Source organism: Kitasatospora sp. NPDC127060 (genome assembly GCF_042724935.1).
GTDB lineage: Bacteria > Actinomycetota > Actinomycetes > Streptomycetales > Streptomycetaceae > Kitasatospora.
On the sequence record NZ_JBHXEG010000007.1, the window covers coordinates 46757 to 62474 of the forward strand.

Below are 15718 nucleotides of genomic sequence, written 5' to 3' on the forward strand. Positions count from 1 at the left end.
CCGGAGGAACCGGACGTATCAGGATCTGTCCGAAGCCGTTCACCGCTCAGTTCTTCCCAGTATGGTGGTCCCGCAGTACGTCGTACCCGACCGCCGTTTGCCCCAGGCCCGGCGACCACGAACCGCGGTCGCGCCGCACGGCCCGCCCGCGAACCCGGAGCAGAGCAGCATTGAGCAGCCGCGAATCTGACAACGCCAACCCGACGCCCCGGCGCACGGGCCCGGACGCCTACCCGTCGGGCACGCCGCCCTACGGCACCCCGGGCCTCCCCGGCGGCGACCGGGCCGCGGTCGGCGCCGACACCGGGTCGGGCGGCGAGGACGACGGTCCGAAGACCGAGACCACCCTGACCACCCGAGTCCGGATCAACATCCCCGGCTCGCGCCCGATCCCACCGGTCGTCGTCCGCAGCACCGTCAAGAACGAGACCGCCGGAACCGACGAGGGCCCGGCCGAGCCGGCCGAGCCCGGTGGCCCGCGGCACCGCTCCGCGCCCGCCTCGCCCGTCCTCGGCGTGATGGACGGCGGTGGCCACCCGGCCACCCCGCCGAACCTGCCGCCGGAGTGGCAGATCCCGCCGATCCCGCCGGCGACCTCGGAGTCCGAGTCCACCGGCGCCTGGTTCCGGCCGCGGCAGAAGAAGACCCCGACCGCCGAGCCCGCCCCGGCCGCCGTGCCGGCCGGCGCCCCGAGCGCGCCGGAGGCCCCGACCGGGCCCGGCACCGCCGCCGAGGCCCGTCCGCAGGCCGCCCCGAACGGGGCCCGCCCGGCCCCGGCCACCGGTGCGGCCCGGCCGAACGGCCGTCCGGTGCCCGCCCAGGGCAAGGCTCCCAACCCGGGCCCCGCGCCCACCCCGACCGCCCCCGCCACCCCGTACGGCGCCGGGACCCCGGCCGAGGAGCCGGGCGTCTACGAGGCCGCCGACCCGTTCGCGCCGGTCACCGACCCGTTCGCCCGGACCGGCACCGCCGCCGGTGCGCGCGGTCCGCGCGGCGGCCGTCCGCAGCGGCAGGCTCAGCAGCAGGGCGGCCTCCCGCAGGGCCCGCCCCGGGCCAACGGGGCCCGCCCGAACGGGCCCCAGCAGGGCGGACTGCCGCAGCGCGGCGGTCGCCCGCAGGCCGGGTCCGACCCGGAGGACACCTCGGTGGACGGCTTCGCGCCGATCCGCGAGAACACCCCGCCGGCCGCCATACCCGGCCTGCCCCCGCACGACGCCCGGAACGGCGCCCCGCGCGGCACCGACGGCCGTCCCCAGCCGGGCCTGTTCGCCTCCGCCCCGACCGGCACCGACCCGTTCGCCGCCCAGCGCCCGGCCGCCCCCGACCAGGACCCCTTCGCCACCCCGGCGGGCCCCGGCGGGCTGTTCCCGGGCGCGCCCCAGCCGGCCCCGCAGCCCGGCCCCGGCGGGTCCCGGCAGCCCGGCCGCGACCCGGAGGTCACCGAGGTCACCCCGCTTCCGGTCCCCGGTCCTCCGGCCGGCCCCGGCGCCCAGCCCGTCCCCGGCGCCGGCCCCGGCGCCACTCCGGTTCCCCCGCCCGGCCCGGCCCCCGCCAAGGCCAAGGCCGAACCGGCCGCCCCCGCCAAGGCCAAGCGCGGTGGCGCCAAGAAGCTCGTCAAGCTCGGCGTCTACGCCGTCGGCGGGGTGCTCTTCCTCGGCGCCGCCGCGTACGGCACCGGCCTGATGCTCAACCAGTCCGACATCCCCAAGGGCACCGTGGTGCTCGGCACGGACATCGGCGGCAACGGCCGCGACCAGGCGATCCACGCGCTGGACGCCTCGGTCGGCAAGGCCGGGCAACAGCCGCTGAAGCTGAAGATCGGCGACCAGGCGGTCGACCTCGACCCGACCGTCGCCGGGCTGAGCTTCGACACCACGGCCACCGTGGACGGCCTCGCCGCGCACAGCTACAACCCGGTCGACGTGATCAAGTCGATCCAGGGCGGCACCAAGGCCGTCGCCCCGGAGGTCCGGATCGACCGCGCCAAGCTCAAGGCCGCGCTGGACTCGCTGGCGGCCGGCTCGGGCCAGGGGCTGCAGGAGGGCTACGTCAAGTTCGCCGACAACGGCGACCCGGTCGTGGTCCCCAGCAAGGCCGGCCAGGCGGTGGACACCAACGCCGCCCTGGACGTGATCGAGCAGGCCTACCGCGACCGCGCCGCCGGCAAGCCCGACCAGCCGATCGCGCTGGCCGTCACGGCCGCCCAGCCCAAGGTCTCCACCCAGGCCCTGCAGGCCGCCGCCGACAGCCTCGGCAAGCAGGTGACCAGCGGCAAGGTGCACATCGTGGCCGGCACCAAGTCCTGGGACTTCGGCCCCAAGACGGCCGCCAAGGTGCTCACGCTGGCCCCGGACGCCTCCGGCAAGATCGCGCCCAAGTGGGATCTCGACGCGCTGAACTCCCAGCTGAACGGGGTGTTCGACAAGGTGAAGACCAAGAAGAACGGCCAGAGCGCCGCGATCACCCCGCAGGACGTCGCGGACGCCGTCGGCTCGCTGTTCGACAAGACCGGCGACAAGGAACGCACCTACAAGTTCCCCACCGCCTGACGCCACCCGTCGCCGTCGCCGTCGCCGTCGGCACCGACGAACCGGACACGAACGAGGGGCGGGACGACCGCATCCACCGGATGCCACCGTCCCGCCCCTCGACAACTCCCCCTCCCGGTCAGCAAGATGTGACGCCACACCATCCGCCACAGTCACCCCGGGAGCCACGCCGATGGGCCGCCGCCTCCAGCACCACCGGACGGCACAGCTCGCCGGTCTCGCCGTCCTCACCCTCTCCCTGGCGCTCTGCTCCTGCTCCTCCGGGTCGGACGGCGCCGCCGCGGACGCGGTGCCCGGCGCCAACGCCGGGATGCCCAAGCTCACCTCGGTCGACATCAACGCCCACGACCGCGCCCAGCTCCGCCCGGGCGGCACCCTGAACCTGGCGATCGCCCAGTTCTCCCACCAGTGGTCGCCGATCCAGACCGACGGCACGGTGTCCTCGACCGTCGCGGTCAGCAAGCCGCTGCTGCCGACCTTCTTCCGCTCGGACGCGGCCGGCACCCAGACCGTCAACCCGGCCTACCTCCAGGAGGCCCACGCCGAGATCAGGGACGGCCGCCAGGTGGTCACCTGGACGCTCAACCCGAAGGCCCACTGGTCCGACGGCACCCCGATCACCTGGCGCGACATCGAGGCCAACTGGCGCGCCCTGAACGGCAAGGACCCGGCCTACCGGCCCTCCAGCACCTCCGGCTTCGAGCAGGTCACCTCGGTCGAGCGGGGCAAGGACGACTTCCAGGCCGTGATGACCTTCGACCGGCCGTTCTCCGAGTGGCAGTCGATGTTCAACAGCGCCGCCAACGCCCCGCTGCTGCCCGCGAGCAAGGTCGCCACCCCGGACCTCTTCAACTCGGCCTACCTGGACGCCATCCCGCTCACCGCCGGCCCGTTCAAGGTCGATCGCCTGGACCCGGCTGCGCAGACCGTCACCCTGGTCGCCGACCCGACCTGGTGGGGCGACAAGCCCGTGCTGGACCGGATCGTCTTCCACGCCATGCTGCCCGACGCGATGCGCACCGCCTTCGCCAAGGGCGGGATCGACCTCCTCGACAACGGCCCCGACCTGGCCGGCTACCAGGTCATCAGGAACACCAAGGGCGCGGCCGTCCGCCGGGCCGGCGGGCCGGACTTCCGCCAGCTCACCCTGAACGCCCGCAGCCCGCTGCTCACCGACCCGACCGTCCGCCAGGCCGTCTTCCAGGCGATCAACCGGGACGCCCTGATCCGCACCGACCTCAACGGCCTGGACTGGCCCGCCGTCCCACTCAACAACCACCTGCTGGTCGCCAACCAGAACGGCTACCGCGACAACTCCCTGGGCCTGTCCCGCTTCGACCCGGCCGAGGCCGCCCGCAAGCTGGACTCGGCGGGCTGGAAGCTCGACGGCGACGTACGGAAGAAGGACGGCCGCGAGCTGAACCTGCGGATGGTCGTCCCGACCGGGGTCGCCGTCGCCCAGAACGAGACGACGTCCCTCTCCAAGATGCTCAAGGACGTCGGGATCAAGGTCACCCCGGTGACCGCCGCCCCCAACGACTTCTTCGACAAGTACGTCAACCGCGACGACTTCGACATCGCCGTCTACGCGCTGCTCGGCACCCCGTTCCCGGCCAGCGGCAGCCGTGCCAGCTACGCCCAGAACAGCGCCGGCAACCGGGCCGGCGCGGGCAGCGCCGCCGCGGACGCCGCCCTCGACCGGGCGGCCGGCGCCACCGACGCCGGCACCGCCTCCGAGGCGATCAACCAGGCCGACGGCGAACTCTGGAAGGTGGCCGGCGTGCTACCGCTCTACCAGCGCCCCCAGCTGTACGGCGCCCGCGCCGACCTCGCCAACATCGGCGCCCAGGGCCTGTCCGACATCGTCTGGGAGAACGTCGGCTTCACCAAGTAGCGCCGGCCCTCAGCCGTGCAGGGTCTCCCACCAGTAGTGGCAGGCGCTGCGGCGGCCCGGCAGCTCGGCCCCGTCCTCGGTCGCCACCGGTACCAGCGGCGGGAGTTCGGTCAGGCAGCGGTCCTGCACCCGGTCGCAGCGGGGGTTGAAGGCGCAGCCCTCGGGGACCCTCAGCAGGCTGGGTGGCAGCCCCTTGATGGCGTGCAGGTCCTGGCCCTTCTGGTCCAGGCGCGGGATCGATGCCAGCAGGCCCTTGGTGTACGGGTGGGCGGGCCGCGCGTACAGCTCGTGCACCGGCGCCGTCTCGACGATCCGGCCCGCGTACATCACGGCGATCTTGTCGGCCACGTCGGCGACCACGCCCAGGTCGTGGGTGATCAGGATCAGGCCCATGTTGAACTCGGCCTGCAGCTCCGCCAGCAGGTCCATCACCTGGGCCTGCACCGTCACGTCCAGGGCCGTGGTGGGCTCGTCCGCGATGATCAGGTCGGGCTCCAGGGCGAGCGCCATGGCGATCATGATGCGCTGGCGCATCCCGCCGGAGAACTGGTGCGGGTAGTCGCCGACCCGCTGCCTGGCCGCCGGGATGCGCACCCGGTCCATCAGCTCGACGGCCTTCGTCTTCGCCTCGGCGCGCGACAGCCCCTGGTGCACCCGGTACATCTCGCCGAGCTGGTAGCCCACACTGAGCACCGGGTTGAGCGCCGACAGCGCGTCCTGGAAGATCATCGCGATCTGCCGGCCCCGGACCGTCCGCCGGACCCTGGGGCTCATGGTCAGCAGGTCCTCGCCCCGGAACAGGATCCGCCCCGAGGTGATCTTCGCGGGCGGCATGTCCAGGATGCCCATGATCGCCTGCGCGGTCACCGACTTGCCCGAGCCGGACTCGCCCAGCACCGCCAGCGTCTCCCCCGCCGACACCGAGTAGCTCACCCCGTTGACAGCCTTGGCCACGCCGTCCTGGGTGTGGAACTCGACGTGCAGGTCCTCGACCTCCAGCAACGGCGTCCCGGGCACCAGGTTCTCCCGTCCGCCGCCGGTCACCTCCACCGCGTCCATGTGGGCAGCCCTCCTCAGCGCAGCAGCGACCATCGACAGGCGCAGAGCAACTATCAAGGAAGCGCAGCCACTTGGGGAGCCCACGGCAGATCTCGGTTCCATCACGGCGAAGGGCGCGCCCTCGTCGCGAGGACGCGCCCTGGGGCGGCAGCCGATCCGGCGCGCCGTCAGCCGGGGTCCTGCCCGTCGCCCTTCTCCGCCGCGCCCTGCCCGATCTCGCGCTCCGCCGCACGGTCACGCTCCGCCGCGCTCTGCCCGATCTCGCGCTCCGCCGCGCTCTGCCCGATCTCGCGCTCCGCCGCGAAGTGACAAGCCGAGTCGTGCCGCGCCGCCCCCGACAGCCAGCCCGGCGCGGCCAGCAGCGGGACCTCCACCGCGCACCGCTCCTGCGCCTTCCAGCACCGGGTGCGGAACCGGCACCCCGAGGGCGGGTTGGCCGGCGAGGGCACGTCCCCGGTGAGCACGATCCGGTCCCGGGTCTCGCGCGCCGTCGGGTCCGGCACCGGCACCGCCGAGAGCAGCGCCTGGGTGTACGGGTGGGTCGCGTGGTCGTAGATCTCGGCGTCGCTGCCGATCTCGACCATCTTCCCCAGGTACATCACCCCCACCCGGTCCGAGATGTGCCGGACGATGGAGAGGTCGTGGGCGATGAACATGTACGACAGGTTGAACTCGCCCTGCAGCTGCTCCAGCAGGTTGATCACCTGCGCCTGCACCGACACGTCCAGGGCGGAGACCGGCTCGTCGCAGATGATGATCTCCGGCTTGAGCGCCAACCCCCGTGCGATGCCGATGCGCTGGCGCTGACCGCCGGAGAACTGGTGCGGGTACCGGTTGATGTACTCGGGGTTGAGCCCGACCACGTCCAGCAGGTCCTGGACGGCCTTGCGGCGGTCGCCCCTGGGCGCCACCTCGGGGTGGATCTCGAAGGGCTCACCGATGATGTCGCCGACCGTCATGCGCGGGTTCAGCGAGGTGTACGGGTCCTGGAACACCATCTGGATGTTGCGCCGGACGGCCTTCAGCGCGGATCCGGACAGCCGGGAGATCTCCTCCCCCTTGTAGCGGACGGACCCTCCGGTGGCCGGTTCCAGGTTCATCAGCACCTTGGCCAGGGTGGACTTCCCGCACCCGGACTCGCCGACGACGCCGAGCGTCTCGCCCTGCATCAGGTCGAAGCTGACCCCGTCGACCGCCTTGACGGCGCCGACCTGTTTCTTGAACAGGACGCCCTGGGTCAGCGGGAAGTGCTTGACGAGGTCCCGGACTTCGAGGATGGGCTCCCCGCGCGGCACCTCCTGCGTGAAGGCGGCCTCCTCCGGCACCACCGCGCCCAGTGCGCTGGCCCCGCTACCGGTCATGGAGGGTCTCCTTCCAGAAGAAGCAGGCGCTGCCGCGCCCCTCCAGCGGCGTCCCGTCGTCCTCGATGACCTCGAACAACTCGGGCACCTCGGTCCGGCAGACGTCCTTCGCGCGGGGGCAGCGCGGGTTGAAGGCGCAGCCCTCAGGGACCCGCAGCAGGTTGGGCGGCAGGCCCTTGATGGCGTAGAGCTCCTGGCCCTTCTGGTCCAGCCGCGGGATGGAGTCCAGCAGGCCGCGGGTGTACGGGTGCGCGGGCCGCGCGTACAGCTCGTGCACCGGCGCCGTCTCGACGATCCGGCCCGCGTACATCACCGCGATCTTGTCCGCGACGTCCGCCACGACGCCCAGGTCGTGGGTGATCAGGATGAGCCCCATGTGGTACTCGGACTGCAGTTCGGCGAGCAGGTCCATCACCTGCGCCTGGACGGTGACGTCCAGGGCGGTGGTGGGCTCGTCCGCGATGATCAGGTCCGGTTCCAGGGCCAGCGCCATCGCGATCATGATGCGCTGGCGCATGCCGCCGGAGAACTGGTGCGGGTAGTCGTTCACCCGCTGCTTGGCCGCCGGGATGCGTACCCGGTCCATCAGTTCGACGGCCTTGCCCGTGGCCTCCCTGCGGGAGACGCCGTGGTGCGCCCGGAACATCTCGCCGAGCTGGAAGCCCACGCTGAGCACCGGGTTGAGCGCGGACAGCGCGTCCTGGAAGATCATCGCGATCTTCTGGCCTCGGATCCTGCGCCGCTCCTCCTTGCCCATCTTGAGCATGTCCTGGCCCCGGTAGCGGATCTCGCCGCGCGGGATCCGGGCCGGTGGCATGTCCAGGATGCCCATGATCGCCTGCGCGGTCACCGATTTGCCGGAGCCGGACTCGCCCAGCACCGCCAGCGTCTCACCGGCGGAGACGGAGTAGTCGACCCCGTTCACGGCCCTGGCGACGCCGTCCCTGGTGACGAACTCGACGTGCAGGTCCCGCACGTCGAGCAGCGGCCCCTGGTACGCCGCGTCCCGTCCGTGCCCGGTGGTGTCCACCGCTGTACTCACGATGCGCTCCCCTCGCTCAGCGAAGCTTCGGATCGAGGGCGTCGCGCACCGCGTCGCCCATCATGATGAAGGCCAGCACGGTGATGGAGAGCGCCGCGGCCGGGAAGAACAGCACGTAGGGCGCCGTGCGGATCACCTTCTGGGCGGAGGAGATGTCGATGCCCCAGGAGATGGTCGGGTCCTGCAGGCCGATGCCGAGGAAGCTCAGCGTCGCCTCGGTGGCGATGTAACCGCCGAGTGCGATGGTCGCCACCACGATCACCGGCGCGACCGCGTTCGGCAGGATGTGCCGGAGCATCAGCCGTCCCGTCCCGGCCCCCAGTGCCCTGCCCGCCACCACGTAGTCGGACTGTTTGACGGTCAGCACCGCGCCGCGCATGACGCGGGCGATCTGGGTCCAGCCGAGGACGGCCAGGGCCAACACCACGGTCCACACCGTGCGGATGGTGAACGCGTTCAGCAGCACCAGGGCGCCGAGCAGCAGCGGGATGCCGAAGAAGATGTCGACGATCCGGGAGATCACCGCGTCGACGGCTCCGCCGTAGTACCCGGCGACCATGCCGGTCAGCCCACCGAGCAGGGTGACCGCCGCGGTCACGAAGATGCCGACGGTGATCGAGGCCCGGGCGCCGTAGATCACCCTGGCGTAGATGGACCGGCCCTGCGCGTCGTAGCCGAACCAGCCGGCACCGAAGAAGTCCGTCCAGTCCGGCCGCTTGAGGTAGTCGTGCACCAGGTCGGCCTTGCGCGGGTTGGCGTCGGTGAAGGCCCAAGGGAAGATCGCCATGACGACCAGCAGCAGGATCAGCACCACCGAGAGCAGGAAGATCGGCCGCCGGCGCAGGTCCCGCCAGGCGTCGCCCCAGAGGCTGCGGGCCTGTTCCCGCTTCTCCGGGTCGGGTTCGACCAGGGTCTCCTGCTCGACGGCCATGCCCTGCTCCCCCGCGTAGTCGAGGCGGGAGATGCCCGGCTTGGGGTGGGGTCGGTACGAGTCCTCGTCGTGGATGTCAGGCATAGCGGATCCTCGGGTCCAGGACCGCGTAGAGCAGGTCGACGAGCAGGCTGGCGACCAGGTAGATGATCACCAGGACGGTCACGATGCCGACCACGGTCGGGCCTTCCTTCTGGTTGATCGCCCGGTACAGGACGTTGCCGATGCCCTGCACGTTGAAGATGCCCTCGGTGACGATCGCACCGCCCATCAGCGCGCCGAGGTCGGTGCCGAGGAAGGTGACCACCGGGATCAGCGAGTTGCGCAGCAGGTGGCGGGAGATGATGGTCCGCCGGCGCAGTCCCTTGGCGGTCGCGGTGCGGATGTAGTCGGCCCGCAGGTTCTCGCCGATGGAGGTCCGGGTGAGCCGGGCGACGAACGCGAGCGAGAGCGAGCCCAGGACGGCCGCCGGCAGGATGAGCTGGGTGAGGTCGTAGCTGTCCTGCACCGTCGGCGTGACCCAGCCCAGGTTGGTGGCGAACACGGTCTGCGCGATGTAGGCCAGTACGAAGACCGGGATCGAGATCACCACCAGGGTCAGGATCAGCACCAGGGTGTCCGCGACGCTGCCGCGCTTCAGCCCGGAGAGCACGCCGAAGGCGAGTCCCACGACCAGCTCGAAGGAGAAGGCCAGCAGCGCCAGCCGGATGGTGACCGGGAAGGCGTCCGCCATGATGTCGGCGACCGGCCGGCCGGTGAAGCTGGTGCCGAAGTCCCCCTGGAAGAGGTTCCCCATGTAGTGCAGGTACTGCTTCCAGACCGGCTGGTCCAGGTAGTACGAGTGCTTGATGCTCGCGACCACGGTCGGGTCGGCGGCCTTGTCGCCGAACAGGGCGACCACCGGGTCGCCCGGCAGCGTGTAGACCATCACGAAGATCAGCAGTGTGGTGCCGAAGAACACCGGGATCATCTGCAGCACCCGCCGCAGCACGTAACTGCCCATCGAGCCTCCTTCCTAGGTGCCCGACCGGGCGGGCCGGGCGGGCAGGGAGACCGCGCCCCGCCCTCCGTGCGGGGAGGGCGGGGCCGGCGCGGGGATCAGGGCCCGGGATCAGCCCTTGACCTCGACCTGCGTCCAGGCCGGGTTGCCGAAGGAGTCGAACTTCACGTTCTGCACCTTGGTCGAGTAGCCCGAGTTGGTGCGGTAGTACCAGAGCGGGATGGTCGGCATCCCGGTCGCCAGCACCGCCTCGGCCTGCTGGTAGCCGGTCACCGTGTCGGCGACGCTGGCGGCCTCGTCGGCCTTGGTGGCGGCGGCGTCGAACTGGGGGCTGCTGTACCCGGTGTCGTTGGAGGCGGCGCCGGTGCGGTAGACATCGGCCAGGAAGTTCGCGTTCAGCGGGTAGTCCTGCACCCAGCCGGTGCGGAAGGCACCGTTGAGCTGGTGCGAGGTGATGGCCTGGCGGGCGGTCTTGAAGTCGGGCTTGGGGTCTCCCAGGCAGTCGACGCCGGTGTTCTGCCGGATCGAGTTGCAGACCGCGTCGACCCACTCCTTGTGGCCGCCGTCCGCGTTGTAGGTGATCAGCACCTTGTTGCCGGGGACGCCGCCGCCCTGCTGGATCAGCTGCTTGGCCTTGGCGACGTCGAAGTTGCAGAAGTCCCCGCAGGTGCCCGCCTTGTAGCCCTCGACGCCCTCGGCCACCCAGGCGCTGGCGGGCGCCCGGGAACCCTGCAGCACGGTCTTGGTGATGGTCGCGCGGTCGATCGCCATCGACAGGCCCTGACGTACCTGGGCCTTCTCCGGCGCTGCCCAGTCGGCCTGGTAGAGCGTGAAGCCGATGTTCTGGATGGCACCCTGCGGGGCGTCCACCGCCCGGTCGCCGAGGTCGTTCTTGTACGTCGCCAGAGCGGACGGCGGCACCTGGTCCATCACGTCCAGGTTGTTGGACTGCAGGTCGGCGTAGGCGGCCTCGGACGTGGTGTACATCTTGAAGACGATGCCGCCGTTCTTCGGCTTGTCCACGCCCTTGTAGCCCGGGTAGGACTTGGTGACCACCTGGCTGTTGTGCGACCAGCTGACGAACTGGTACGGACCGTTGCCCACGGGCTTCTGCCCGTATCCGGCCGGGTCGTTGAAGAAGGCGTCCGGCAGCGGCGAGAAGGCGATGTAGCCGAGCTTGTACTCGAAGTACGAGACCTTGTGGTTCAGCTTGACGGTGAAGTGCAGGTCGTCCGTGACGGTCAGCCCGGACATCTTGGTCGCGGTCGGGCTGCCGGCGGCCGGGTGGACGTCCTGGTAGCCCTCGATGTCCGAGAACCAGGAGCTGTTGATCTGGTTGTTCGCCGGGTTGGCAGCCCAGTTCCAGGCGTCGACGAAGTTCTTGGCGTGCACGGGGGTGCCGTCGTGGAACGTCCAGCCGTCGTTCATCGTGACGGTGAAGGTCTGGGAGTCACTCGTGTCGATCGCGCTCGCGACCTGCATCCGGATCTTGGCGTTGGTGGGGTCGTAGTCCACCAGGCCCTTGAACAGGTTCTGGATGATGCGACCGCCGCCGACCTCGTTCGCGTTCGCGGGCTGCAGCGGGTTCTGCGGCTCGTTGCTCTGGTAGCTGAAGGTCTTGGCGGTGTCCGACGAGCTACTGCCTCCTCCGCCGCTGCTGCTGCACCCGGTGGCCACCAGGACCACGGACGTCGCAGCGGCGAGGACCAGGCGAGCGCGAGCGGCTACGGGCATGGAGGTCCCTCCTCAGGGTGTGTGTCGCATCACACCCCATGAGAAGCGCGCCCCGGCGACGGCGCGAGTCGGGGGCACCCGGACGGGTGCCTCGACGCGCTGCGGAGTTGACGGAACGCCGGAAGGGCCCGTGGCGGGGAAGCCACGGGCCCTTCCGGGTGCGTACGGGACGTCAGGCCGCGGCCGACTCCCGGACCTCGGCGAAGTGGCAGGCCGACTCGTGGGCGGCCGGGCCCTCCAGCGTGGTCGGGATCGCCAGCAGCGGGACCTCCGTCGAGCAGCGCTCCTCCGCCTTCCAGCAGCGGGTGCGGAAGCGGCAGCCGGACGGCGGGTTGGCCGGCGAGGGGATGTCCCCGCTGAGCACGATCCGGTCCCGGGTCTCGCGCGCCGCCGGGTCCGGCACCGGCACGGCCGACAGCAGCGCCTGGGTGTACGGGTGGGTGGCGTTCTCGTAGATCTGCTCGTCGGAGCCGATCTCGACCATCTTGCCCAGGTACATCACGCCGACGCGGTCGGAGATGTGCCGGACGATGGAGAGGTCGTGCGCGATGAACATGTACGACAGGCCGAACTCGCCCTGCAGCTGCTCCAGCAGGTTGATCACCTGCGCCTGGACGGACACGTCCAGGGCGGAGACCGGCTCGTCGCAGATGATGATCTCCGGCTTGAGCGCGAGGCCGCGGGCGATGCCGATGCGCTGGCGCTGACCGCCGGAGAACTGGTGCGGGTACCGGTTGATGTACTCCGGGTTCAGACCCACGACGTCCAGCAGGTCCTGGACGGCCTTGCGGCGGTCGCCCTTGGGCGCCACCTCGGGGTGGATCTCGAAGGGCTCACCGATGATGTCGCCGACCGTCATGCGCGGGTTCAGCGAGGTGTACGGGTCCTGGAACACCATCTGGATGTTGCGCCGGACGGCCTTGAGGGCCGCACCGCTGAGGGTGGAGATGTCCTCGCCCTTGAACAGCACCTGGCCGGAGGTGGCCCGCTCCAGGTTCATCAGCACCTTGGCCAGCGTGGACTTGCCACAGCCGGACTCGCCGACGATGCCGAGCGTCTCGCCCTTCTTCAGCTCGAAGCTGATGCCGTCGACGGCCTTGACCGCCCCGACATGCTTCTTGAACAGGACGCCCTGGGTCAGCGGGTAGTGCTTGACCAGGTCCTTGACCTCCAGGATGTTCTCAGCCATGGAGGGTCTCCTTCCAGAGGTGGCACGCGCTGCGGCGGCCGGTGAGCTCCGTGCCGTCCTCGTCGGTCACGTGGTGCAGCACCGGGATCTCCGTGCGGCACTGGTCGGTGGCGACGTCGCAGCGGGGGTTGAACGCGCAGCCGGCCGGAACCTTCAGCAGGTTCGGAGGCAGGCCCTTGATCGCGTACAGCTCCTGGCCCTTCTGGTCCAGGCGCGGGATCGAGCGGAGCAGGCCCTTGGTGTACGGGTGCGCGGGGTTCGCGTACAGGTCGTGCACCGGGGCGGTCTCGACGATCCGGCCCGCGTACATCACGGCGATCTTGTCCGCGACGTCGGCGACCACGCCGAGGTCGTGGGTGATCAGGATCAGGCCCATGTTGTACTCGGCCTGGAGCTCCGCCAGCAGGTCCATCACCTGGGCCTGGACGGTGACGTCCAGGGCGGTGGTGGGCTCGTCGGCGATGATCAGGTCGGGCTGCAGCGACAGCGCCATGGCGATCATGATGCGCTGGCGCATGCCGCCGGAGAACTGGTGCGGGTAGTCGTTCACCCGCTGCTTGGCGGCCGGGATGCGCACCCGGTCCATCAGCTCGATGGCCTTGGCCTTGGCCTCGGCCTTGGACGCGCCCTCGTGCACCCGGAACATCTCGCCGAGCTGGTAGCCCACGCTGAGCACGGGGTTGAGCGCGGACAGCGCGTCCTGGAAGATCATCGCGATCTTCCGGCCGCGGATCTTGCGCCGCTCCTCGTTGCTCATCTTGAGCATGTCCCGGCCGCGGTACAGGATCTCGCCCTGGGTCACCTTGCCCGGGGGCATGTCCAGGATGCCCATGATGGTCTGGGCCGTCACGGACTTGCCGGAGCCGGACTCGCCGAGCACGGCGAGGGTTTCGCCGGCCGCGACGGAGTAGTTGACTCCGTTCACGGCCTTGGCGATGCCGTCCCGGGTGTGGAACTCCACGTGGAGGTCCTTGACCTCCAGGAGCGGGGTTCCGACTTCGAGACGATCGTTCTTCTGGCTGTTGTTCTCGATCACGGTGGTCATCGGGTCGTCACCTCTTCTCTCAGCGGAGCTTCGGGTCGAGGGCGTCGCGCACCGCGTCGCCGAGCATGATGAAGGCCAGCACGGTGAGGCTCAGCATGCCTGCCGGGAAGAACAGCGCGAACGGCGCCGTACGGATCAGCTTCTGGGCCGAGGCGATGTCGATGCCCCAGGAGATGGTCGGGTCCTGCAGACCGATGCCCAGGAAGCTCAGCGTCGCCTCCAGGGCGATGTAGCCGCCGAGGGCGATGGTGGCGACGACGATCACCGGGGCGATCGCGTTCGGCAGGATGTGCTTGAACATGATCCGGCTGGTGCTGGCGCCGAGTGCCTTGGCGGCCGTCACGAAGTCGGACTGCTTGACCGTGATCACCGAACCGCGCATGACACGGGTCATCTGGGTCCAGCCCAGGGCGACCAGGGCGAAGACCACGCTCCAGATCGTGCGGGTGGGGAAGGCGTTGAGGATCACCAGCGCGCCGAGCAGCAGCGGGATGCCGAAGAAGATGTCGGTGATGCGGGAGATGATCGTGTCGACCCAGCCGCCGAAGTAACCGGCGATCATGCCGGCGATGCCGCCGAGGACGGTCGTACCGACGGTGACGCAGATGCCGACCACGACCGAGGCACGGGCGCCGTAGATGATGCGGGCGTAGATGCTGCGGCCTTGGCCGTCGTAACCGAACCAGTCCCCTTCGAAGAAGTGGGTGTAGTTCGGCGGCGTGTGGAAGTGGTTGCGCAGGTCGCCGGCGCGCGGGTCCACCGAGGTGAACAGCCCGGGGGCGATCGCGATCACGATCAGCAGCAGGATGAGCAGCGCGGAGATCACGAAGATCGGCTTGCGCCGGAGGTCGTGCCAGGCATCGGAGCCGAGGCTGCGCGGCTTCTCCGGCTTGGCGGCCACCGCAACGGTGGTCTGGGCCGGGATCTTCCCGGTCGTCTTCTTCTCGGTCAGGTCAGGCATACCGGATCCTCGGGTCCAGGACCGCGTAAAGCAGGTCGACGATCAGGCCGGCGGCCAGGTACACGATCACCAGGAAGGCCACGAAGCCGGAGACGGTCGCGCCTTCCTTCATGTTGATCGCTTGGTAGAGCGCGTGGCCGACACCCTGGACGTTGAAGATGCCCTCGGTGACGATCGCACCGCCCATCAGCGCGCCCAGGTCGGTGCCGAGGAAGGTGACCACCGGGATCAGCGAGTTGCGCAGCAGGTGGGTGCCGATGACCTTCCGGCGCGGCAGGCCCTTGGCCACCGCGGTACGGACGTAGTCGGACTTGATGTTCTCGGCGATGGAGGTACGGGTGAGGCGCGCGACGTAGGCCAGCGACAGCGAACCGAGCACGACGGCCGGCAGCACCAGCTGGGTGATGTCGTCGCTGTGCTGCACGGTCGGCGTGACCCACTTGAGGTTGATGCCGAAGATCGTCTGGAAGAGGAAGCCCAGCACCGGGACCGGGATCGAGATCAGCAGCAGGGTGAAGACCAGCGCGCCCTTGTCGAAGATCTTGCCGCGGCGCAGACCGGCGACCAGGCCGATGCCGATGCCGAGCACGATCTCGATGACGAACGCGAACAGCGCCAGTCGGACCGTCACCGGCAGCGCCTCGGTGATCTTGTCGAGCACCGGACGTCCGTCCAGTGCCTTGCCGAAGTCACCGGTGAGCAGGCCCCCCATGTAGGAGAGGTACTGCTGGACCAGCGGCTCGTCCAAGTGCTGCTGGTGCTTCAGGGCTGCGAGCTGCACCGGGTCCGGCGCCTTGTCGCCCCACAGTGCTGCCAGCGGGTCGCCGGGCAGCAAGTGCACCATGAAAAAGATGAGTGCGGTCGTTCCGAGGAACACCGGGATCATCTGGAGCAGTCGCCTCGCGACAAAGCGCCCCATCGTGCCTCCATGTATGACTCTGCCGGGCCCGTCA

The 15718-nt window shown here is 70.3% G+C and carries 12 protein-coding genes; 2 read left to right on the forward strand and 10 right to left on the reverse strand.

Annotated features, from left to right (window positions below):
* Positions 1–170 precede the first annotated feature (170 nt).
* Both ACFWIS_RS06465 and ACFWIS_RS06470 read left to right on the forward strand, forming a co-directional pair.
* Positions 171–2549 (forward strand): peptidoglycan binding domain-containing protein, encoded by a 2379-nt coding sequence (locus tag ACFWIS_RS06465; protein ID WP_380457892.1) that lies wholly within the window; start codon positions 171–173, stop codon positions 2547–2549.
* 172 nt (positions 2550–2721) lie between these two features.
* Positions 2722–4443: an ABC transporter family substrate-binding protein gene (locus ACFWIS_RS06470; RefSeq protein WP_380457894.1), complete on the forward strand. Its 1722-nt coding sequence runs from the start codon at positions 2722–2724 to the stop codon at positions 4441–4443.
* A 9-nt stretch (positions 4444–4452) separates the two neighbouring features.
* Here ACFWIS_RS06470 and ACFWIS_RS06475 read toward each other — a convergent pair whose 3' ends face one another.
* The 10 genes from ACFWIS_RS06475 to ACFWIS_RS06520 all read right to left on the reverse strand — a co-directional run bounded on the left by ACFWIS_RS06475 (position 4453) and on the right by ACFWIS_RS06520 (position 15684).
* Positions 4453–5502, reverse strand: a complete 1050-nt coding sequence (locus ACFWIS_RS06475; protein ID WP_380457896.1) for an ABC transporter ATP-binding protein — start codon at positions 5500–5502, stop codon at positions 4453–4455.
* Positions 5503–5669: 167 nt separating this feature from the next.
* Positions 5670–6863 carry an ABC transporter ATP-binding protein gene (locus tag ACFWIS_RS06480; RefSeq protein ID WP_380457898.1) on the reverse strand — a complete coding sequence of 398 codons (1194 nt, stop codon included), beginning with the start codon at positions 6861–6863 and terminating at the stop codon, positions 5670–5672.
* Positions 6853–7908: an ABC transporter ATP-binding protein gene (locus tag ACFWIS_RS06485; RefSeq protein ID WP_380457928.1), complete on the reverse strand. Its 1056-nt coding sequence runs from the start codon at positions 7906–7908 to the stop codon at positions 6853–6855. Before ACFWIS_RS06485 ends, ACFWIS_RS06480 begins: the two co-directional genes overlap by 11 nt.
* Positions 7909–7921: 13 nt before the next feature.
* Positions 7922–8836: an ABC transporter permease gene (locus ACFWIS_RS06490; RefSeq protein WP_380457930.1), complete on the reverse strand. Its 915-nt coding sequence runs from the start codon at positions 8834–8836 to the stop codon at positions 7922–7924.
* Between the two features lie 76 nt (positions 8837–8912).
* Positions 8913–9839 carry an ABC transporter permease gene (locus ACFWIS_RS06495; protein ID WP_380457900.1) on the reverse strand — a complete coding sequence of 309 codons (927 nt, stop codon included), beginning with the start codon at positions 9837–9839 and terminating at the stop codon, positions 8913–8915.
* A 108-nt stretch (positions 9840–9947) separates the two neighbouring features.
* The gene (locus ACFWIS_RS06500) at positions 9948–11570 is read right to left on the reverse strand and encodes an ABC transporter substrate-binding protein (protein WP_380457902.1); all 1623 of its coding nucleotides are present in this window, start codon (positions 11568–11570) and stop codon (positions 9948–9950) included.
* Positions 11571–11742: 172 nt separating this feature from the next.
* On the reverse strand, positions 11743–12759 hold the full coding sequence (locus tag ACFWIS_RS06505; protein WP_380457904.1) for an ABC transporter ATP-binding protein: 1017 nt from the start codon (positions 12757–12759) through the stop codon (positions 11743–11745).
* Positions 12752–13804: an ABC transporter ATP-binding protein gene (locus ACFWIS_RS06510; RefSeq protein WP_380457906.1), complete on the reverse strand. Its 1053-nt coding sequence runs from the start codon at positions 13802–13804 to the stop codon at positions 12752–12754. The genes ACFWIS_RS06505 and ACFWIS_RS06510 overlap by 8 nt, the downstream gene beginning before the upstream one ends.
* Positions 13805–13823: 19 nt before the next feature.
* Positions 13824–14765 (reverse strand): ABC transporter permease, encoded by a 942-nt coding sequence (locus ACFWIS_RS06515; RefSeq protein ID WP_380457908.1) that lies wholly within the window; start codon positions 14763–14765, stop codon positions 13824–13826.
* Positions 14758–15684, reverse strand: coding sequence for an ABC transporter permease (locus tag ACFWIS_RS06520; protein WP_380457910.1), 927 nt, complete (start codon positions 15682–15684; stop codon positions 14758–14760). Before ACFWIS_RS06520 ends, ACFWIS_RS06515 begins: the two co-directional genes overlap by 8 nt.
* Positions 15685–15718: the final 34 nt, after the last annotated feature.

What these genes read in the sequence shown, in the direction of transcription:
- ACFWIS_RS06510 (WP_380457906.1), bottom strand. Translation starts at nt 13,804, where the DNA reads ATGACCACCGTGATCGAGAACAACAGCCAGAAGAACGATCGTCTCGAA.
- ACFWIS_RS06520 (WP_380457910.1), bottom strand. Translation starts at nt 15,684, where the DNA reads ATGGGGCGCTTTGTCGCGAGGCGACTGCTCCAGATGATCCCGGTGTTC.
- ACFWIS_RS06490 (WP_380457930.1), bottom strand. Translation starts at nt 8,836, where the DNA reads ATGGCCGTCGAGCAGGAGACCCTGGTCGAACCCGACCCGGAGAAGCGG.
- ACFWIS_RS06500 (WP_380457902.1), bottom strand. Translation starts at nt 11,570, where the DNA reads ATGCCCGTAGCCGCTCGCGCTCGCCTGGTCCTCGCCGCTGCGACGTCC.
- ACFWIS_RS06495 (WP_380457900.1), bottom strand. Translation starts at nt 9,839, where the DNA reads ATGGGCAGTTACGTGCTGCGGCGGGTGCTGCAGATGATCCCGGTGTTC.
- ACFWIS_RS06505 (WP_380457904.1), bottom strand. Translation starts at nt 12,759, where the DNA reads ATGGCTGAGAACATCCTGGAGGTCAAGGACCTGGTCAAGCACTACCCG.
- ACFWIS_RS06470 (WP_380457894.1), top strand. Translation starts at nt 2,722, where the DNA reads ATGGGCCGCCGCCTCCAGCACCACCGGACGGCACAGCTCGCCGGTCTC.
- ACFWIS_RS06515 (WP_380457908.1), bottom strand. Translation starts at nt 14,765, where the DNA reads ATGCCTGACCTGACCGAGAAGAAGACGACCGGGAAGATCCCGGCCCAG.
- ACFWIS_RS06475 (WP_380457896.1), bottom strand. Translation starts at nt 5,502, where the DNA reads ATGGACGCGGTGGAGGTGACCGGCGGCGGACGGGAGAACCTGGTGCCC.
- ACFWIS_RS06480 (WP_380457898.1), bottom strand. Translation starts at nt 6,863, where the DNA reads ATGACCGGTAGCGGGGCCAGCGCACTGGGCGCGGTGGTGCCGGAGGAG.